Genomic DNA, 19,671 nt, shown 5'->3' with positions numbered 1-19,671 from the left:
GTGCTGGGCATCGGCGGCTGGGCTCTGCAGCGGCCCGATGCGGGGGCCCCGCCGCCGAGCGCGCATCGGGGGCCGGCCGCGGCCGCACCCGATCCGGAAGCACCGGTGTCGCAGGACGACAACGTTCCCCCCGGGTCGCCGGATGCGCCCGCGCGCAGGAACGGGCCGGTGATCGAGGATCCGGGCGCCCTGGCCGCTGAGCTCGCGGCTGCGCGGCACCTCTACGTCACCGGCGAGAGCGAGACGCCGGTGGCTGCGCAGGGCAGTCCCGCCCAGGAGCAGGACGATGCGGTGCGCGCCGCGTATGCGCCCGTCACCGTCAGCGGGGGCGAGCCTCGCATCCACGGCGCCGGCCTGGTCGAGCACTCCGCCTCGGAGGGTACCGCTGTGCTCAGCCTCGAGACCTCCACCGCTGAGCTCACCACCGTCGGCCAGGACGGCACCACCCGTAGCATCCCTGCCACCGAGCGCGCCACCGTGCACCTGCAGCTGCGCTGGGACGGCAGCACCTGGTGGATCGAAGCGGCCACCCCCGTGCCCGACGCCGTGGGCTGAGCTCTCTCGCGCACATGCGAGCAGGGGCCGGCACCTCGCGGTGCCGGCCCCTGCCGACCTCAGAGCCGCCTCAGGGCGACCCCACTGCTCACAGACCGAGTTCGGCCTCGAACGCGCCGTCCTCGAGGCGCTTCTTCATGTGGGTGAGGAAGCGCGCGGCATCGCCGCCGTCCACCAGTCGGTGGTCGTAGGAGAGGAACAGGTACATCATCGAGCGGATGGCGATGGAGTCATCGCCCTCGGCGTTCTGCACCACGGCCGGACGCTTGACGATGGTGCCGCAACCCAGGATGCCCACCTGCGGGTTGGGCACGATCGGGGTGTCGAACAGGGCGCCACCGGAACCGGTGTTGGTGATGGTGAACGTCGCACCGGAGAGATCGTCCGGCCCCAGCTTGTTGTTCTTCGCCTTGCCGCCGAGCTCGCCGATCTGACGGGCCAGACCCGCCAGGTTCAGATCGCCGGCGTTCTTGATCACCGGCACCACCAGGCCGCGCTCGGTGTCCGCTGCCATGCCGATGTTCTCGGAAGCGTTGTACTTGATCATGTCGCCGTCGATCTCGGCGTTGATCTTCGGGTAGGTCTTCAGCGCCTCCACCGCGGCCATCATGATGAACGGCAGGAAGGTGAGCTTGGCGCCCTCGCGCTGGGCGAAGGCGTCCTTGGCCGCACTGCGCAGCTTCGCCACGCGGGTCATGTCCACCTCGACGGCGGTGGTGAGCTGGGCCTGCGTCTGCAGGGACTCCACCATGCGCTTCGCGGTGATCTTGCGGATCCGGCTCATCTTCTCCTCGGTGCCGCGCAACGGGGAGACCTCCACCTTCGGGGCCTGCTTCGGGGCCTGAGCAGCAGGGGCTGCCTGCTGCGTGGCCGCCGGAGCGGATGCGGCCTGCTCGGCGGCGTCGATCGCCTCCTGCACGTCCTGCTTGCGGATGCGACCGCCCAGGCCCGTGCCCTTGACCGAGGACAGGTCGATACCGGCCTCGGAGGCCATCTTGCGCACCAGCGGGGTCACGTAGCCGGAGCCCTCGGCACCGCTGACGGAGTCCGCGGCCTTCGGCGCGGAGGCGGGAGCCGACGGATCCTGCTTCTCCTCGCCCTTGGGCGCTTCGGTCTTGTCCTCGGCAGGCTCGGACTTCTTCTCCTCCGCCTTCGGCTCGGGCTTCTCCTCAGACTTCTTCTCCTCGGAGGGCTCGGGCTTCTCCTCGGCCTTGGGGGCGTCGTCGGCCGGCTCCTCGGAGGAGGCGGCGCTCTTGTCGCCCACGATCGCGAGCACGGCACCGACCTCGGCGTCGGAGTCCTCCTCGACCCGGATCTCCAGCAGGGTGCCGGCCACGGGGGAGGGGATCTCGGTGTCGACCTTGTCGGTGGATACCTCCAGCAGGGGCTCGTCCACCTCGACGGTGTCGCCCACGGACTTCAGCCACCGGGTGACGGTGCCCTCGGTGACGGACTCGCCCAGTGCGGGCATCGTCACCTCCTGACCGGAGGCGGCGCCACCCGAGGACGTCTTCCCGGCCTCGCCGGAAGAGCCGCTGTCGCTGGAGTCGGGCTCCTTGTCGGCGGGCTTCTCGTCCTCCCCGGCGGGGGTCTCCTGCGAGGTGGAGGGCGCCACGGTCTCATCGGAGGCGAGGTCCTCGCCCTCGGATGATTCGGACTCCTCGTCGGAGGCACCGTTGTCGGAGGAGCCGGAGTCGTCGGAGCCGGAACCGTCGCCGATCACGACCAGATCAGCGCCGACCTCGGCGTCCTCGTCTTCCTCGACCAGGATCTTCTCGATGGTCCCGGCCACGGGGGAGGGGATCTCGGTGTCGACCTTGTCGGTGGAGACCTCCAGCAGGGGCTCATCCACCTCGACGGTGTCGCCCACGGACTTCAGCCACCGGGTGACGGTTCCCTCGGTGACGGACTCGCCCAGTGCGGGCATCTTCACGGTTTCGGACATGATGTTCTCCTTCTGGTGGCGTCAGGCTCAGGCGTGGGCGTGCAGGGGCTTGCCGGCGAGGGCCAGTGCGGCCTCGCCCATGGCCTCGTGCTGCGTGGGGTGGCCGTGGACCAGGGAGGCGACGTCCTCGGGGTAGGCCTCCCAGTTGACGATCAGCTGCGCCTCGCCCATCAGCTCGGACATGCGCGAGCCGACCATGTGGACACCCACGATGGGGCCATCCTTCTCACGGACCAGCTTGATGAAGCCGGTGGTGCCGAGGATCTGGGACTTGCCGTTGCCGCCGAGGTTGTACTCGTAGGTCTGCACGGCGTCGTCGCCCAGCTGCTCCTTCGCCTGCTTCTCGGTCAGTCCCACGGAGCCGAGCTGCGGCTCGCAGTACGTGATGCGGGGGATCCCGGACTCCACGATCGGGGCGGGGTTCTGCCCGGCGATGAGCTCGGCCACGAAGATGCCCTGCTGGAACCCGCGGTGAGCCAGCTGCAGGCCGGGTACGATGTCGCCCACGGCGTAGATGCCGGGCGCGCTGGTCTCCAGCGTCCCCTTGTCCGCCAGCACGAAGCCGCGATCCATCTCGATGCCCTGCTCCTCGTAGCCGAGGTCCTTGGTGACGGGGCCACGGCCCACCGCCACCAGCAGGTAGTCGCCCTCGAAGACGGTGCCGTCGGCCAGGGTGACCTTGACGCCGGAGTCGCTGGGCTCCACCTTCTCGGTGAACACCCCGAGGGAGAACTTGATGCCGCGCTTCTTGAAGGAGCGCTCAAGGGCCTTGGAGAGGGACTCGTCCTCGTTGGCCACCAGGTGGGGCAAGCCCTCCACGATGGTCACCGACTCGGCGCCGAGGGACTTCCACACCGAGGCGAACTCCACGCCGATGACGCCGCCGCCCAGGATGATCGGGTTCTTCGGCACCTCGGGCAGCTGCAGCGCGGCCTCCGAGTCCAGGATCCGACCGCCCAGCTCGATGCCCGGCAGGGTCTTGGAGAAGGAACCGGTGGCAAGGACGATGTTCTTGCCGGTCAGCACCCGTTCGCCGTCGCCGGTCTCCACGGTGACCTGGTTCTTGCCGGTGAGGCGGCCGAAGCCCTCGACGTACTCGACGTCGCGGGACTTCACCAGGCCCTGCAGGCCCTTGTAGAGACGCCCGATGACCTTGTCCTTGAAGCCGAGCACCTTCTCGACATCGACCGCGTTGAGGGAGATGTCCAGGCCGAGGTCCTTGCCCTCCGAAGGGGCGTCGGCGACCTCGCCGACGTGGAGCATGGCCTTGGTGGGGACGCAGCCGCGGTGCAGGCAGGTGCCGCCGAGCTTGTCCTTCTCCACCATGGCGATGGTCAGACCGAGCTGGGCGCCGCGCAGCGCAGCCGCGTAGCCCCCGCTGCCACCCCCCAGGATCACGACGTCGAACTGGTCAGTGGTCGTTGCAGCCACCTGTGTGCTCCCTCGCTGAGTGATGATCGCGGCCTGTGCGCCCGGCCCAACCGGACGGCGCCGCCTTCGAGACCCATGCTAGGGCACGAGGCGGCGCCGTACAGTGCGCTCGGACGTTCGGTCAGCGGGCGCGGTCCTCGATCACCTGCAGGACTGTGCGCACGCTCATACCGGTCGCCCCCTTGCCCATGTAGCCCAGCGGTGCGGTGGAGAAGGCGGGGCCGGCGATGTCGAGGTGAGCCCATTCGGCCTCTCCCACGAACTCCTTGAGGAACACTCCCGCGGAGAGCGCGCCGCCCCAGCGCTCGCCGATGTTGCGCAGATCCGCGACCCGACCCGTGAGGTCCGCGCGCAGCTCGGCCGGGAAGGGCAACGGCCAGAACGGCTCGCCTGCCTGAGCCGATGCCTCCATCACCGCCTCGCGCGCGGCCTCGGTGCCCATCACCGCGGCGGTGCGCTTGCCCAGTGCCACCATCGCCGCGCCCGTGAGGGTGGCCACGTCCATCACCAGGTCCGGCTCGGTGGCGACGGCGTCGACGAGGGCGTCGGCCATCACCATTCGACCCTCGGCGTCGGTGTTGAGCACCTCGACGGTCATGCCGTTGCGCATGGTGACGACGTCACCGGGACGCTGTGCGCCACCGCCCGGCATGTTCTCGGCCAGTGCGAGGAAGGTGGTGATCCTCACGCCCAGGCCCAGGCGAGCCGCGCCCACGGTGGCGGCCAGCACGGTGGCGGCGCCGGTCATGTCGGAGGTCATCTCGTCCATGCCCGCAGCCGGCTTGATGGAGATGCCGCCGGTGTCGAACGTGATGCCCTTGCCCACCAGGGCGACCGACTGAGCGGCGCCCTCGGGCGCGTACTCCAGGCGCACCAGGCGCGGCGGGCGGCTGGAGCCCTGGCCCACGCCGACGATGCCGCCGTAACCGCCTTCGGCCAGCTCCTTCTCGTCCAGCACGGTCACGGTGATCGGCAGATCCTCCACGAGTTCCTGGGCCCGACGGGCGAACTCGGCCGGGTAGAGCAGGTTCGGGGGAGTGTTGACCAGGTCCCGTGCGATGCCGACGGCTCCGGCGAGCACGTCCGCCCGCTCCGCGGCGGTGGTGGCTGCGGATTCGTCCTCGGCGAGCACCACCAGCGACTCCACAGCGGGCTTCGCCTTGGAGGACTCCGATTTGTGGGCGTTGAAGGCGTAGGCGCCGAGCGCAGCCCCTTCGATGGCCGCGGCGAGCTGCTGGGCGCTGCCCCCGGGCAGCGCGAGGGCGGCGGTGCCGACGCCCGTCAGCACGCGGGAGGCGGCGCCGTACGCGAGGCGCAGATCCTCGGCCGACACCTCGTCCAGCGAGGAGGCGCCCACGCCGACCAGCAGCAGGGACCCGGCAGCGGCGAGTGAGAAGGAGGGGATGCGGTGCACGTCGCCGCGGGCGCTGCTCGGCTCCAGAGCGGCGATCGCCTCGGTGACCTCGGGCGCACCGGGAACGCTGGCGGGGGAATCGTCCTTCCCGCTCAGCAGCGGGAGGATGAGGACGTCGGCCTCGACGTCGCGCACGGAAGCTGTGGACACACTGATCATTGGCATGCATCTATCGTAGGCGTCGGCCCCGACACCCCGTTCGGTCGCCGGCCGCCCGTGGGGCGGGCGAGCGGATGGCCGCAGCATCGACACCCGGATCCACCCGATCCCGGGCCGAGGAGGACGACGCCACCCATGCAGGTGCTGATGATCGTGCTGTACGTGGTGTGCGGACTGACTGCGGCCCTTGCGGCCTACTACACGCTGCGCGACCTCGCCGCGGACCTGGTGCTGCTGGGCGCGGCCGCCCTGGTGCTGGTGGTGTGGGTGGTGCTCGGGCTGGGGCTGGTGATGCGCGACCTCGGCGGCGGGGAGGTGACCGACCCGGTCACGCTGTACGGATACCTGCTCACCGGGGTGGTGCTGCCCATCGGGGGCGCCTGGCTGGGCATCTGGGAGCGCACCCGCTGGGGGAGCCTCGCCATCGGCGTGGTCGCCGTGACCCTGACCGTGCTGGCGATGCGACTCGAGCAGATCTGGCCGGGAGGGTTCGCATGAGCCCTCACGGACCGACGGGCGCGCGCGCATCCCGCTCGCGAGGCTTCACCACGGTGCTGGTGATCGTCTACGGCATCTTCGCGATCTCCGCGACCGCCCGCAGCCTGGTGCAGATCCTGCGCGACTTCGATGCCGCACCGCTGGCCTACTCGCTCTCGCTGCTGGCGGCGATCACCTACATCGCGGTGACGATCGCGCTGGTGAGGGGCCGGGACGGATCCCGGGCAGCCCTGTGGCTGGTGGTGCTGGAGCTGGTCGGCGTGGTCTGCGTGGGAACGGTGAGCGTGCTGGCACCCTCTCTGTTCCCCGACGACACGGTGTGGTCCGTCTACGGCATCGGTTACGGGTTCATCCCGCTGCTCCTGCCCGTGGTCGCGCTGACCTACCTGATGCGGCAGCGCTCGCGCTGATCCCCCGAGGGCAGCGCCGCCTCACCGCCGTTCGGTCGCCGCACCCCCGTGCACGCGATGCCGTCGGGAATCGTTCGCAGGACGAAAGGGGCGCGCGGTGCCCCGCCGAGCACGTACCGTGACCCCGTGATCTCCCCGACTCCTGCCTCCCGCGGTCTGTACCCGCTCGTGTTCCGCCACGTGCTGGGCCGCATCGACCCCGAACGCGCGCACCATCTCACCGTGGACGCTCTCCAGCTGGTCTCCGCCCTGCCCGGAAGCGGCCTGCTGCTGAGGGCGCTGTTCCGCGTGCCCGACCCGGTGCGCGCCGCGGCCGAGGGGCCCGAGGTGCTGGGTCTGCGTCACCCCCACGCCTTCGGTCTCGCCGCCGGGTTCGACAAGGACGGCGAGGTGCCGCTGGCTCTGCTGGACCTGGGCTTCGGCCACGTGGAAGTGGGGACGGTGACCGCGCGTCCGCAGCCGGGCAACCCCGCACCGAGGTGCTTCCGCCTGGTGGAGGACCGCGCACTGATCAACCGCATGGGGTTCAACAATCGCGGTGCCGCTCAGCTGGCCGAGCGGCTCTCGCGCGTGCGGCGCAGCGAGCGCGGGCAGCGCGCCGTGATCGGCGTGAACATCGGCAAGTCGAAGTCCACCCCGCTCGAGGACGCGGCTGAGGACTACCGCTTCTCCGCCCGCACCCTGGCCCCCTACGCCAGCTACCTCGCCGTGAACGTGTCCAGCCCCAACACTCCCGGCCTGCGCGACCTGCAGTCCGTGGAGTCGCTGCGGCCCGTGCTGAGGGCGGTCCTCGAGGAGGCGGCCCGCTCCGAGCGGCGGCTGCGTCGTGCCGTGCCGGTGCTGGTGAAGATCGCTCCCGACCTCCATGACGATGACGTGCGGGAGGTGGCGCGTCTGGTGGCCGAACTGGGCCTGGCCGGCGTCATCGCCACCAACACCACCATCGAGCGTCCCCAGAGCCTGCGCGAGGACCGCGCCCGGATCGAGCGCATCGGTGCCGGTGGGCTCTCCGGCCCCGTCCTGGCGGGCCGTTCCGAGGAGGTGCTGCGCCTGCTGCGCGAGGAGCTGCCGACAGGCTCCGTGGTGATCAGCTGCGGTGGGGTCACCACCGCGGCCGATGTCACCGCACGCCTGGCCGCAGGCGCCGACCTGGTGCAGGGCTACACGGCACTGATCTACGAGGGGCCCTCATGGCCGGGTCGCATCGCGAGGGCGCTCACCGCAGGTCGATGAGCACCTTCGAGGATCCGGTGGAGCGATCCGCTGCGATCTCGAAGCCCTCGACGGCCCTGTCCAGCGGGACCGTGTGGGTGATCAGCGGGGAGACGTCCAGACCTCCCGCCATGGCCTCCAGGGCGCCGCTGATCTCGTCGACGAAGCGGTAGGAGCCGCGGTACTCGATCTCCCGGGTGACGATCCCGCCCAGGCTGGCCTGCACCTCGCCGGCCGGGAGGTTCCCCACCTGCACCAGCACGCCACCGCGGCGCACGGCTGCGACCACCCCGCCCAGGGCGCGGGGTGCGCCGGAGGCCTCGATCGCCACGTCCACGTCGGCGGGCAGTGCGTCACCGGCGCCGACGTCGACCGTCCCGTCGGCGCCCATGGCACGGGCGATCTCCAGCGCGGCCGGGGAGAGGTCGGCCGCGACGACGCGATCGGCACCGGCCAGCCGGGCCGCTGCCACAGCGAGGGCCCCGATCGGGCCGGCCCCGTTGACCAGCACGCTGCGACCGGAGACGTCACCGGCGCGGGCGACGGCGTGCAGGGCGACCGCGAAGGGCTCGGCCAGGGCCGCGTGCTCCAGGGTGACGCCCGCGGGCACCGCCCGCAGCTGGTCCGGGCGCACGGCGCGCAGGGTGGAGAAGCCGCCCTGCTCGTGCGGATCGAACGCGGCCGAGCCGAAGTAGCGGACCTGCGGCCACAGGTTGGTGCGATCCGCGATCTCGGCCGGCATCCGGTACCGGCCGACGAGGGTGGCCGGGTGCACGGTTACCGCGGAGCCGGTCCCCAGCCCGGCCGCTTCCACCGCGGCGAGGGCGTCCTCGCCGACCGCCTCGATGGTGCCGGAGACCTCATGGCCGAGGATCAGCGGATCCTTCAGCACCGCGGTGCCGCTGATGCCGCTGCGCCAGTAGGCGATGTCGGAGCCGCAGATGCCGCCGAAGGACATCCGCAGCAGCACCTCGTCGGGCTCCGGGACGGGATCGGGCACCTCCTCCACACGGAGGTCACCGGGGGCATGGACGACGACGGCGAGCATGGTGCTCCCTTCTCAGCCGAGCAGGTCGGCGATGGTGCTGTAGAGGCCGATCACGCCGACCAGTGTGATGGCGATGGCGGAGATGACCACCATGGCGTTGAACGGCAGTCCGTCGCGGACGCGCGGATCGGTCTGGGTGCGGGAGAGGTACAGGGTGGAGATCGCCACGCCGATCAGGAATATCGAGTTGAGGATGCCGGCCAGGATCACCAGCGGCAGCGGGGAGCGCACGATGGTGCCGAACAGACCCCACAGGATGGGCAGCACGATCATGATCCAGCGCATCCAGCGGTCGCGGACCTTCTGGTCCTCCCAGTCGAAGGCCCCGAACACCGCCAGCGTATTGCCCACCTGCCGCCCCAGGCTGGGCACGTTGGCGATGATGGTCTTGAACAGTGCCGTGCCCGCACCGATCAGGAACACCACCGCACCCCACCGGCCGACCGCGGAGTCGAAGATCGAGGCGATCGTGGTCATCACGTCCGATCCCTCGGGCATCAGGCCCTGAGGATGCAGCACGGCAGCGCCAAGGATGTAGAAGGCGGCAGTGGACAGGGTGTACACCGCCCATGACACCCACGCGTCGAGCTTCATCACGCCGATCCAGCCGCGGGCACGGTCCACCCACTCCTGGGTGTCGTCCTTCGGGCCGGTCCAGGCGGCGTAGCCCTTCTCCACGCACCAGTAGGTGTAGGCGGTGACCTCACCGGCGCCCACACCGGTCAAGCCGAACATGGACAGGGCCACGCCGAAGGCACCCACCGCGATCTGGAAGCGCATGCCACCGGCCAGATCACCCACGCTCCACGCCCACTCGGTGCCCTGCAGCAGGAACACCACCAGGATCGCGAAGCCGGTCACCGCCACTACCAGCACGGTGGAGAGCCCCTCGACCAGGGTGTACCGGTTGACGTAGTGGATCACCACGGCAATCACCACCAGGATCGCCACCCAGGCGCCGATGGACACCAACGAGTACGGATCCGGCCCGATCGGCAGCAGGGAGGAGAAGGCGAAAGCGGCAGCGCTGATCACGCCGGCCTGGCTGGTCATGAACTGGACGAACATCAGCAGCACCAGCCAGGCCATCCAGCCCCGCTTCGCGATGCGCGGCGGCACGTCGTTGTAGCCGGAGCCCGCGACGCGGCCGGTGGAGATGGTCCAACGGCCCAGCTCGATCTGCACCCACACCTTCACGAAGGTCGAGACCAGCACTAGCCACAGCAACAGGAAGCCCACCTGGGCGCCCAGGGTGGTGGCGGTCAGCAGCTCGCCGGAGCCCACCACGGCCGCAGAGGTGATCATGCCTGGGCCCAGGAACTTCAGCGCGCCGCGGAAGGTGCGGGGCGGATCCTGGATGTCCGCCGGATCGAGCTGGTAGGGGTCGCGGATACGCGCGGTGTCCAGCACCGGGTCGCTGGGGGTGGAGTGCGTCATCGCGTCCGTCCTCGGTGAGTGCTCGGCCATGGACCGCCGTCGGTCGAAGCCGTTCGACCGCCGTCGGTCGATCCAGGAACAGTAGCGACGGCCGCGGGGACCGGCCGGTAGGTTCCCCTCCGTTGCCAATCGGGATGCGCGCCACAGGAGGGCGGCTCCCGCTCGTGCCGGTCCGCCTGTCACAGGAGCGGACTACGCTGGGGGGATGGAGGAGGACCTGTTCTCGCTGGCGGGCGATGCACCCGCCCCGCGCACCCTCTCCGACCGCAATCGGGACCATCGTGCGCCGCTCGCGGTGCGGATGCGCCCGCGCTCGCTCGACGAGGTCGTCGGCCAGCACGCCGCTCTCGAGCCCGGCAGCCCGCTGCGCCGACTGGTGGCCGCCGACGACTCCCGCACGGCCCCCTCCTCGGTGATCCTGTGGGGGCCGCCCGGCACCGGCAAGACCACGCTCGCGTACGTGGTGGCCAGCTCGGGCGATCGCGAGTTCGTGGAGCTCTCGGCCGTGCTCGCCGGGGTGAAGGAGGTGCGCGAGGTGGTGGACCGCGCCCGCTCCCGCCTGCGCACCACCGGCAAGGAGACGGTGCTGTTCGTCGACGAGGTGCATCGCTTCTCCAAGTCCCAGCAGGACGCCCTGCTGCCCAGCGTCGAGAACCGGTGGGTGACCCTGGTGGCCGCCACCACCGAGAACCCCTACTTCTCCGTGATCTCGCCCCTGCTGTCCCGCTCGATCGTGCTCACCCTGGAGCCGCTGGCGCGGGAGGACCTCGACGAGCTGGTGGACCGCGCTCTGACCTCACCGCGGGGGCTGGACGGCGCGGTGACCCTCGCCGACGACGCCCGGGAGGCCCTGCTGCGCCTGGGCGGCGGGGATGCCCGCAAGATCCTCACCTCCCTCGAGGCCGCGGCCGCGGCGGCCCTGATGAAGGACTCCCGTGAGGTCGACGCCGCCACGCTGGCCCAAGCGGTCAACCGCGCGGCCCTGCGCTACGACCGGGCAGGGGATCAGCACTACGACGTGACCAGTGCGTTCATCAAGTCCATGCGCGGCAGCGACGTCGACGCCTCCCTGCACTACCTGGCCCGCATGATCGAGGCGGGGGAGGACCCCCGCTTCATCGCGCGCCGCGTGGTGGTCGCGGCGAGCGAGGAGGTGGGGATGGCCGATCCCACCGCGCTGCAGGTGGCCGTGGCCGCGATGCAGGCGGTGCAGATGCTGGGCATGCCTGAGGGTCGCATTCCCCTGGCGCAGGCCGTCGTGCACATCGCCACCGCCCCGAAGTCCAACACCTCCTACAAGGCGATCGACGCGGCCATCGCCGATGTGCGCGCGGGCAAGGCGGGCCCCGTGCCCCCGGCGCTGCGGGACGCCCACTACTCCGGTGCGAAGGACCTGGGCCACGGTAAGGAGTACGTGTACGCGCACGACGCGCCCCACGGGGTCGCCCCCCAGCAGTACCCGCCGGACGAGCTGATCGGCGTGGACTACTACCGGCCCGGCACCCACGGCGCGGAGGCCGAGGTGGCCCGGCGGGTGGAGGCGCTGCGCCGGATCGTCCGCGGCGGGCGAGCGTGAGCGACTGCACAGGGAAACCGGGGACGACCTGCGCCGCCGAGCATTGAGCTGCGCCCCTGGCTGGGGTAGTCTGAGCGGCTGAATCCGCGGCTGCAAGACTGGATTCACACCACGCGAACAAGAGGTATACCTCGTGACCAACGTCACCCGTGCGCGCCGTCAGGCGCGTCTGTCCCGAGCCCTCGGGCTCCCGCTCACGCCGAAGTCGATCAAGTACTTCGAGAAGCGCCCGTACCCCCCGGGCGAGCACGGCCGCGCCCGTCGCCGCACCGAGTCGGACTACGCCGTGCGTCTGCGCGAGAAGCAGCGTCTGCGCGCGCAGTACGCCCTGCGCGAGAAGCAGCTGCACCGCGCTTACCTGGACGCCCGCAAGGAGTCCGGCCTGACGGGTGAGAGCATGATCGAGCTGCTCGAGATGCGCCTGGACGCCCTCGTGCTGCGCTCCGGCTTCGCCCGCACCATCCTGCAGGCCCGTCAGGCCGTGACCCACCGTCACGTGCTGGTCGACGGCAAGCTGGTGGACCGCCCCTCTTTCCGCGTGAAGCCGGGGCAGACCATCCAGATCAAGCCCAAGTCGCAGGCCATGGAGCCGTTCCAGATCGCTGCCGAGGGCGGCAACGCCGATGTGCTGGCCTCCGTGCCCTCGTACCTGTCGGTGGAGCTGGCCGAGCTCAAGGCCAAGCTGGTCTCCCGCCCCAAGCGCGCCGAGGTCCCCGTGACCTGTGAGGTCCCGCTGGTCGTCGAGTACTACGCTCGCTGACGCATTCCGCTTCAGCCCAGGCTCACGAAGGCCCCGGCAGGCGTACTCCGGTACCCTGACCGGGGCCTTCGCGTCCGAACAACAGCTCTTCCCCCGCATGCCCGTGAGCATGCGCCCCCGTGGGACCGCTCCAGGAAGGACACCCCCATGCGTGCATCTGAGGTCCGTCGTCGATACCTCGACTTCTTCGAGAAGCGAGGGCACCAGGTCGTGCCCAGCGCCTCCCTGGTCTCCTCGGACCCCTCGATCCTGTTCACGATCGCCGGGATGGTCCCCTTCATCCCCTACATCGTCGGGACCGAGCGCGCACCCTGGCCGCGGGCCGTCAGCGTGCAGAAGTGCATCCGCACCAACGACATCGAGAACGTGGGCCGCACCACCCGCCACGGCACCTTCTTCCAGATGGCCGGGAACTTCTCCTTCGGGGACTACTTCAAGGAGGGCGCGATCGAGCTGTCCTGGGAGCTGATGACCACGCCCCAGGAGCAGGGCGGCTACGGCCTGGACCCCGATCGCATGTGGATCACCATCTGGGAGCAGGACGAGGAGTCCCGGAAGGTCCTGATCGACAAGATCGGCCTGCCCGCCGAGCGCATCGTCACCCTTCCGCGCGAGGAGATCTTCTGGGACACCGGCCAGCCCGGCCCCGCCGGCCCCTGCGGCGAGTGGCACTACGACCGCGGCCCCGAGTACGGGCCCGAGGAGGTGGGCGGGGCGCACCGCGAGTGGCCCAGCGAGGAGGCCTCGGACCGCTACCTGGAGATCTGGAACCTGGTGTTCGACCAGTACCTGCGCGGTGCGGGATCGGGCAAGGACTACCCGCTGCTGGGCGAGCTGGACTTCAAGTCCATCGACACCGGCATGGGCCTCGAGCGCGTGGCGTACCTGCTCCAGGGCAAGGACAACATGTACGAGATCGACGAGGTCTTCCCCGTGATCGAGAAGGCCCAGGAGCTCTCCGGCCGCCGCTACGGCGCCGATGAGGAGGACGACGTCCGCTTCCGGGTGATCGCCGACCACGTGCGCAGCGCACTGATGCTGTGCTCGGACGGCGTGCGCCCCGGGAACGAGGGGCGCGGCTACGTGCTGCGCCGACTGATCCGCCGCGCGGTGCGCTCCATGCGCCTGCTGGGCCACGATCGCCCCTCGATGCCCGAGCTGCTTCCCGTGTGCCAGGCCGTGATGGCCGACTCCTATCCGGAGCTGCGCACCGAGTTCGCGCGCATCAGCGAGACCATCTACACCGAGGAGGAGGCGTTCCGTCGCACCCTCGCCACCGGCACCAGCATCTTCGACCAGGTCACCGGTGCCGTGAAGGAGGAGGGCGGCCGCACCCTGGCCGGTGAGGACGCCTTCCGCCTGCACGACACCTATGGCTTCCCCATCGACCTGACCTTGGAGATGGCAAGCGAGGTGGGCCTGACGGTCGACGAGGAGGGCTTCCGCACCGCGATGCAGGAGCAACGGGAGCGCGCCCGCGCCGATGCGGCCTCGAAGAAGTCCGGCCACACCGACACCGCCCTGTACAACCGGCTGCTCACCCAGCGCGGAGGGAACGTCCCGTTCCTGGGCTACACCGAATCCACCGTGGCCACCACCGTGGAGTCGGTGCTGGTCGACGGCGGCCTCGTGGACGAGGTCCACGCGCCAGCAGACGTCGAGATCGTCCTGGCCGAGACCCCCTTCTACGCCGAGGCCGGCGGTCAGCTCGCCGACCAGGGCCGCATCTCCCTGGACAGCGGAGGCATCATCGAGGTCGACGACGTCCAGGCACCCATCAAGGGCCTGATCGTGCACCGCGGTCGCCTGGTCGAGGGCGCCGCGAGCCCCGGCTCCGGCGCGATCGCCGCCATCGACACCGAGCGCCGCGGCGCCATCGCGCGCGCACACACCGCCACCCACATGGTCCACGAGGCCCTGCGGGAGGAGATCGGGGAGGGCGCCACCCAGGCCGGCTCCGAGAACTCGCCGGGCCGGATGCGCTTCGACTTCCGGTACGGCCAGAGCGTGCCGCGCTCCGCCCTCGAGCAGATCGAGGGGCGAGTCAACACCCTCCTGCAGGACGAGCTGGAGGTCACCGACACCCAGATGCCGCTGGACGAGGCCAAGGCCCTGGGCGCCCAGGCCCTGTTCGGCGAGAAGTACGGGGACATCGTGCGCGTGGTGTCCATCGGCGGGGACTGGTCGCGCGAGCTGTGCGGCGGCACCCACGTGCCCACCACCGGGGCGATCGGTGCGATCCAGCTGATGGGGGAGTCGTCGATCGGCTCCGGCGTGCGTCGCGTGGATGCACTGGTGGGCCTGTCGGCCTACCGTCACCGCGCCAAGGAGCACGCGATGGTGTCCCAGCTGGCCGAGATCCTCAAGGTGGGCAGCGACGAGATCCCCGAGCGTGTCCGCGCGCTCACCCAGCGCATCAAGGACATGGAGAAGCAGCTGGCCGCGATGCGCGGAGCCCAGCTGCAGGCCCAGGCCGGCCAGCTGGTCGCGCAGGCCACGGAGGTGGCCGGTGTGCGGATGCTCACCCACGATGCCGGGGCGGGCGTCTCCGCCGGAGACCTGCGCACCCTGGCCCAGGACCTGCGCTCCCGCCTCGGCGAGGACGTGCCGGCCGTGATCGCCGTGGCGGGACACGAGGACTCCCGCGCCTCGCTCGTCGTGGCCACCAACGCCGCTGCCCGTGAGCAGGGCCTGGCCGCCGGCAGCCTCCTGCGCGCCGGTGCCGAGGCGATGGGAGGCCGCGGCGGCGGAAAGGCCGACATGGCACAGGGCGGTGGCGGCGATCCCGAGCGCGTCGAAGCAGCCCTGGAGGCCGTGCGCACCGGCGTCACCTCGACCGCGTCGGCATGACCGGGAGCCTGCCCCGCGGCGTCCGGCTCGGTGTCGACGTCGGCGACGTCCGCGTGGGCCTGGCACGCAGCGACCTCGACGGAATGATCGCCACCCCGGTTCAGACGGTTCCGCGCGGCGAGGCGGTCGCCCGGGTGGCGTCCGAGGTGGCCGCCAGCGGCGCCCGTGTCGTCATGGTGGGACTGCCCCGCTCGCTGTCGGGACAGGAGGGGCCCGCCGCCGGCAAGGCGAGGGCGTTCGCGGCCGAGCTGGTCGCTATGCTGTCCGGCACCGGTGACCACATCGAGGTGCGTCTGCTCGACGAGCGCCTCACCACGGTGTCCGCTCACCGGGCCCTGCACGACTCAGGACGTCGCGGCCGGAAGCACCGCCAGGTCGTGGACCAGGTGGCAGCCGTGATGATCCTCCAGCAGGCGCTGGACGTCGAACGGTCCACCGGGGCCCGGGCAGGCGAGCTCGTCCGCACCGAACCCGGTGACCCCCACCACCCCCGGCCCCGCCGGCTCCCGGAACCCAGCAGGAGGACTCCGCATGAGCGACGAGGACGCCTTCCTCGAGGACATCGTCGAGGACCAGCACGCCCGCGGCACGCACCGTCGAGGATCCCGTCGCGGTGGCCGTCGCAGTGGCGGTCTGCGGGCGCTGATCCCGATCCTGCTGGTGGTGGTGGTGCTGGGCGGCCTCACCTTCGGCGGCTACCAGGGCTACCGGTGGCTCACCTCCAACGTCAACGTCGAGGCCGAGGAGCAGGACTACCCCGGCCCCGGTACCGGTGAGGTGGTCATCGAGGTGGCCCAGGGCGACACCGGCACCGACATCGCGAGCACCCTCGTCGAAGAGGGCGTGATCAAGTCGGCCGGGCCCTTCATCACCGTCTTCTCCAACACCCCGGAGGCCTCCTCCATCGAGCCGGGCCTGTACCGCTTGAAGAAGGAGATGAACTCCTCCGACGCCATGAGACTGCTGCTGGATCCGGCCAGCCTCGCCGCCCACCGGGTGATCGTCCCCGAGGGCCTTCGGCTGGAGCAGATCTGGCCGATCCTCTCGGAGAGCACGGACATCCCGGTCGAGGAGTTCGAGGCCGCGGCGAAGGACTACACCTCCCTCGGGATCCCGGAGAACCCCGCGAACAGCCCCGAGGGCTACCTGTGGCCGGGACGCTACGACATCTCCGAGGACGCGACCGCCAACGACGTGCTGTCGATGATGTGGGGCCGCATGGAGGAGGAGCTCACCAAGCGCGAGATCCCCGAGGACCAGTGGCACCGCACCCTCACCATCGCCTCCCTCGCCGAGCTCGAGGTGCGCAACGCCGAGGACTACGGCAAGGTCGTGAGGACCATCCTGAACCGCCTGGAGGGCAAGGGAGAGGCCGGGGGCAGCCCGATGCCCCTCCAGTTCGACTCCACCGTGCACTACGTGACGGGCAAGGAGGCCAGCGTGGGCACCACCGATGCCGAGCGCGCCACCGACTCGCCGTACAACACCTACGTCCACACAGGCCTGCCTCCCGGCCCGATCGCCTCGCCCGGCGGTGCCACCCTGGATGCCACCCTCGACCCGCCTGAGGGCGGCTGGCTCTACTTCGTCACGGTCAACACCGACACCGGTGAGACGAAGTTCGCGGAGACCTGGGACGAGCACACCGAGAACGTGCGCGAATGGCAGCAGTGGGCCGACAGCAAGGGCTGACCCCCGGGGCGCGCCGCTTCGGGGTGATCGGATCCCCGATCCGGCACTCGCTGTCCCCGCTGCTGCATCGCACCGCCTATGCGGTGCTGGGACGCGAGGACGTCGTCTACGAGCGCTTCGAGGTCCCCGCTGGTGGCCTCGCCGCCTTCCTCACCGCGGGGGAGGGGCGCGGGCTCGATGGTGCCAGCGTCACCATGCCGGGCAAGCCGGAGGCCTTCGCACTGGCCGAGCTGCAGGACGGCACCTCGGCCAGGCTGGGCATCGCCAACACGCTGCTGCGGCTGCCCGGCGGCGGCTTCCGGGCGGAGAACCACGATGTGCACGGAATCGTGGCGACCCTACGCGACCACGGCGTGCGCGAGCCCGCCGTCGGTGCCGTGATCGGCTCCGGCGCGACCGCGCTGAGTGCCGGGGCCGCCCTGCTGGACCTGGGCGCCCGGCAGCTGCTGCTGACAGCGCGCACCCGCAGCAAGCTGGCACCGCTGAGCGAGCTGGCAAGGGCAGCGGGCGCCCGTGTGACGGTGGTGCCCTGGGGGGACGCGGCACAGGTGCTGACCGCCGACGTGGTGATCAGTGCACTGGCTCTGGAGGGGGCCACGGGGCTCGCCGATGCGTGGCACAGGACCGGGGTGAGCGACGTGCCCGCAGTGTTCATGGATGTGCTGTACGACCCGTGGCCGGCTCCGTTGGCGTGTCTGCTCGGGGCAGCCGGCTCCGAGATCGCCGACGGCCTGGAGATGCTGGTGCACCAGGCGGACATGCAGCTGCGGTCGATGCTCGGCATCAGGGAGGCGCCCCGGGCGGAGATGCTCGCGGCGGCCCGGGCGCAGCTGGCGGGCCGGGCCTGACCGGAGCGCGGCTCCGCACGCGAGGATCGGACGGTTGGGACAAAGCGGTCGGGCCGGCCCGGTCTGGTTGCCCCAGCGGGTAAAGCCGAAGTAAAGTCGGTGAGCGGCATGTGCCGCACGCACGAGCCGCACGGCGGTCGTCCCGAGCGCAAAGGAGTGACTCATGGACCGGGATCGGGGAGCAGTCCTGCAGGTGGGTGGATCTGCGCAGCCCGTGGGTGCGACAACCCTGGCCGAGCCCCCGATCATGATCCTTCCCGGCCGCTCCACCCCGCTGCTGCGGCGCTGCACCGCCCTGGCAACCCGTGCCCGGGTGGACCTGCTCGTCACCTCCCGCCCCGCCGACTGCGCGGAGCTCAGCGAGGTGCTCGCCGAGCTGGCGGCATGGGAGGGTGGTCAGCTGATCGATCCCGATCCGACCATGCTGGCCCTGGCGGCCGCCGCGCTGCAGGACCTCGCCGAACGTCTCGACGAGCCCCACCTGCTGTCCATGGGCGACACGATCTCTGCTGCACTGGGCGTGCTGCGCGGCGCGCTCTCCTGAACCATCGCGTGATGGTCGCCACGAAGCCGCTGGCAGGGGTCGGGGAAGGGCGCTCGCGAGCCTGCGTGCGTGCTAGAGTTTCCACGTCGCAACGGCGACCACCTGTCCGGGTGGCGGAATTGGTAGACGCGCTAGCTTGAGGTGCTAGTGCCCGCTTTAGGGCGTGGGGGTTCAAGTCCCCCCTCGGACACGTCGTCACGAAGGGCCCCGGTCGTACGCACCGGGGCCCTTCGTCGATCAAGGAGTCACATGGTCCACATCTTCCTCCACGAACCGGTGATCGCCGGCAACACCGGCAACGCGATCCGACTGGCCGCGGTCACAGGTGCACGGCTGCACCTGATAGAGCCCCTGGGCTTCGACTTCGAGGACGCCAAGCTGCGGCGGGCGGGCCTGGACTACCACGACCTCGCGGATGTGCACATCCACCCCGACCTCGACGCGGCGCTGGCCGCTGTCCCGGACTCGCGGGTGTTCGCCTTCACCTCCCACAGCGAGGTCACCTTCGATCGCATCGCGTACCGGCGGCAGGACGTCCTACTGTTCGGCACCGAGCCCACAGGGCTTCCCGAGCACGTCCTGGCGCACGACAGGGTCACGGAGCGGGTGCGGATCCCCATGCTCCCCGCCCGGCGCTCCCTGAACCTGGCCAACGCGGCCTCGATCGCGGTGTACGAGGCGTGGCGACAGCTGGGCTACGACGGGGCGGGCGCGTGAGGCTCCCTGCACGGCTCGAACGCCGCAACGCCCTCTTCCAGCAGTGGCAGGCCCTGCTGACCAACCGCACCAAGCGCACCCGCACCGGCGAGATGATCGTGCACGGCGTGCGGCCCATCACGCAGGCGATCGCCCACGGGCACGAGATCCGGGCACTGCTCAGCGACGGGCGCCTCGAGCAGTCGCGGTGGGCGCGCGAGCTGCTGCAGGATCCGCCCGCACCGGTGGTGGAGGTGGCATCGGAGCTGATGGCCGAACTGGGACAGCGCGATGACGGCCCCCCGGAGCTCCTGGCCATTGCGGCCGTGCCCGCAGACGACCTGGGCAGGTTGGATGCCCGGCTTTCCGGCGAGGGAGGCGGCCGTGTCCGCGGCAGCGGGACCGGCACAGGCACCGGCACCGGACTGGTGGTGGCCTTCGACCGGCCCACCTCGCCGGGGAACATCGGCTCCCTGGCACGCAGCGTCGATGCACTGGGCGGGCACGGGCTGGTGATCACCGGCCGCAGCGCGGATGCCTGGGATCCAGCCGCGATCCGCGCCAGCACAGGTTCGGTGTTCGCCATGCCCGTGGTG

General features: G+C 70.8%; 17 protein-coding genes, 1 tRNA gene and 2 pseudogenes. 14 read left to right on the top strand and 6 right to left on the bottom strand.

Going from position 1 to position 19,671, the window contains the following annotated elements; translation table 11 throughout:
* A partial coding sequence (locus tag IOE58_RS10905) for a hypothetical protein (RefSeq protein ID WP_431831701.1) occupies positions 1 to 555 on the top strand: 555 nt, incomplete at its 5' end.
* A gap of 88 nt (positions 556 to 643) precedes the next feature.
* Here the strand turns inward: IOE58_RS10905 and sucB are convergent.
* From sucB to IOE58_RS10890, 3 genes are all read right to left on the bottom strand, one after another.
* Positions 644 to 2,500 (bottom strand): 2-oxoglutarate dehydrogenase, E2 component, dihydrolipoamide succinyltransferase, encoded by a 1,857-nt coding sequence (gene sucB / locus IOE58_RS10900; protein ID WP_193866408.1) that lies wholly within the window; start codon positions 2,498 to 2,500, stop codon positions 644 to 646.
* 27 nt (positions 2,501 to 2,527) lie between these two features.
* Positions 2,528 to 3,931, bottom strand: a complete 1,404-nt coding sequence (lpdA, locus tag IOE58_RS10895; RefSeq protein ID WP_193866407.1) for a dihydrolipoyl dehydrogenase — start codon at positions 3,929 to 3,931, stop codon at positions 2,528 to 2,530.
* Between the two features lie 121 nt (positions 3,932 to 4,052).
* Entirely contained in the window at positions 4,053 to 5,510 is a 1,458-nt protein-coding gene (locus tag IOE58_RS10890; RefSeq protein WP_193866406.1) for a leucyl aminopeptidase, read from the bottom strand.
* A 129-nt stretch (positions 5,511 to 5,639) separates the two neighbouring features.
* On the opposite strand from IOE58_RS10890, the gene IOE58_RS10885 reads away from it, so the two are divergent.
* The 3 genes from IOE58_RS10885 to IOE58_RS10875 all read left to right on the top strand — a co-directional run bounded on the left by IOE58_RS10885 (position 5,640) and on the right by IOE58_RS10875 (position 7,645).
* Positions 5,640 to 6,002: a hypothetical protein gene (locus tag IOE58_RS10885; protein WP_193866405.1), complete on the top strand. Its 363-nt coding sequence runs from the start codon at positions 5,640 to 5,642 to the stop codon at positions 6,000 to 6,002.
* Positions 5,999 to 6,412, top strand: coding sequence for a hypothetical protein (locus tag IOE58_RS10880; protein WP_193866404.1), 414 nt, complete (start codon positions 5,999 to 6,001; stop codon positions 6,410 to 6,412). Before IOE58_RS10885 ends, IOE58_RS10880 begins: the two co-directional genes overlap by 4 nt.
* Positions 6,413 to 6,568: 156 nt before the next feature.
* On the top strand, positions 6,569 to 7,645 hold the full coding sequence (locus IOE58_RS10875) for a quinone-dependent dihydroorotate dehydrogenase (RefSeq protein ID WP_228019767.1): 1,077 nt from the start codon (positions 6,569 to 6,571) through the stop codon (positions 7,643 to 7,645).
* Here IOE58_RS10875 and IOE58_RS10870 read toward each other — a convergent pair.
* Together IOE58_RS10870 and IOE58_RS10865 are read right to left on the bottom strand one after the other, a co-directional pair.
* Positions 7,629 to 8,672: an L-idonate 5-dehydrogenase gene (locus tag IOE58_RS10870; RefSeq protein ID WP_193866402.1), complete on the bottom strand. Its 1,044-nt coding sequence runs from the start codon at positions 8,670 to 8,672 to the stop codon at positions 7,629 to 7,631. The two genes, IOE58_RS10875 and IOE58_RS10870, sit on opposite strands and share 17 nt — an antisense overlap.
* A gap of 12 nt (positions 8,673 to 8,684) precedes the next feature.
* Positions 8,685 to 10,109 (bottom strand): Nramp family divalent metal transporter, encoded by a 1,425-nt coding sequence (locus IOE58_RS10865; protein ID WP_228019705.1) that lies wholly within the window; start codon positions 10,107 to 10,109, stop codon positions 8,685 to 8,687.
* A 205-nt stretch (positions 10,110 to 10,314) separates the two neighbouring features.
* Here IOE58_RS10865 and IOE58_RS10860 point away from each other — a divergent pair, with 205 nt between their 5' ends.
* From IOE58_RS10860 to ruvX, 4 genes and pseudogenes are all read left to right on the top strand, one after another.
* Positions 10,315 to 11,685 carry a replication-associated recombination protein A gene (locus IOE58_RS10860; protein ID WP_193866401.1) on the top strand — a complete coding sequence of 457 codons (1,371 nt, stop codon included), beginning with the start codon at positions 10,315 to 10,317 and terminating at the stop codon, positions 11,683 to 11,685.
* A 133-nt stretch (positions 11,686 to 11,818) separates the two neighbouring features.
* Positions 11,819 to 12,445: a 30S ribosomal protein S4 gene (rpsD, locus tag IOE58_RS10855; RefSeq protein WP_193866400.1), complete on the top strand. Its 627-nt coding sequence runs from the start codon at positions 11,819 to 11,821 to the stop codon at positions 12,443 to 12,445.
* 147 nt (positions 12,446 to 12,592) lie between these two features.
* Complete coding sequence (alaS, locus tag IOE58_RS10850; protein WP_193866399.1) at positions 12,593 to 15,295, top strand: alanine--tRNA ligase; 2,703 nt, start codon at positions 12,593 to 12,595, stop codon at positions 15,293 to 15,295.
* Positions 15,292 to 15,657 (top strand): annotated as a pseudogene (gene ruvX, locus IOE58_RS14400) (Holliday junction resolvase RuvX); the annotation flags it as partial. The gene alaS and the pseudogene ruvX, both read left to right, overlap by 4 nt.
* Here the strand turns inward: ruvX and IOE58_RS14810 are convergent.
* A complete protein-coding gene (locus tag IOE58_RS14810; RefSeq protein ID WP_348981956.1) occupies positions 15,640 to 15,828 on the bottom strand; it encodes a hypothetical protein in 189 nt (62 codons plus the stop codon). The pseudogene ruvX and the gene IOE58_RS14810 sit on opposite strands and share 18 nt — an antisense overlap.
* On the opposite strand from IOE58_RS14810, the gene mltG reads away from it, so the two are divergent.
* The 6 genes and pseudogenes from mltG to IOE58_RS14805 all read left to right on the top strand — a co-directional run.
* Entirely contained in the window at positions 15,827 to 16,987 is a 1,161-nt protein-coding gene (mltG, locus tag IOE58_RS14395) for an endolytic transglycosylase MltG (protein WP_228019703.1), read from the top strand. The genes IOE58_RS14810 and mltG overlap by 2 nt on opposite strands.
* The gene (locus tag IOE58_RS10840; protein WP_193866397.1) at positions 16,957 to 17,835 is read left to right on the top strand and encodes a shikimate dehydrogenase family protein; all 879 of its coding nucleotides are present in this window, start codon (positions 16,957 to 16,959) and stop codon (positions 17,833 to 17,835) included. The genes mltG and IOE58_RS10840 overlap by 31 nt, the downstream gene beginning before the upstream one ends.
* Before the next feature lie 163 nt (positions 17,836 to 17,998).
* Entirely contained in the window at positions 17,999 to 18,379 is a 381-nt protein-coding gene (locus IOE58_RS10835; protein WP_193866396.1) for a hypothetical protein, read from the top strand.
* A 104-nt stretch (positions 18,380 to 18,483) separates the two neighbouring features.
* Positions 18,484 to 18,569 (top strand) — tRNA-Leu (locus IOE58_RS10830).
* Positions 18,570 to 18,628: 59 nt separating this feature from the next.
* On the top strand, positions 18,629 to 19,096 hold the full coding sequence (locus IOE58_RS10825; protein WP_193866395.1) for a tRNA (cytidine(34)-2'-O)-methyltransferase: 468 nt from the start codon (positions 18,629 to 18,631) through the stop codon (positions 19,094 to 19,096).
* Positions 19,060 to 19,650, top strand: a pseudogene (locus tag IOE58_RS14805) (TrmH family RNA methyltransferase); the annotation flags it as partial. The gene IOE58_RS10825 and the pseudogene IOE58_RS14805, both read left to right, overlap by 37 nt.
* Positions 19,651 to 19,671: the final 21 nt, after the last annotated feature.

The organism is Brachybacterium epidermidis, assembly GCF_015209585.1.
Classification (GTDB): domain Bacteria; phylum Actinomycetota; class Actinomycetes; order Actinomycetales; family Dermabacteraceae; genus Brachybacterium; species Brachybacterium epidermidis.
Note: the sequence above shows the minus strand (reverse complement) of the source record. Positions and strands in the feature narration are given on the sequence as shown.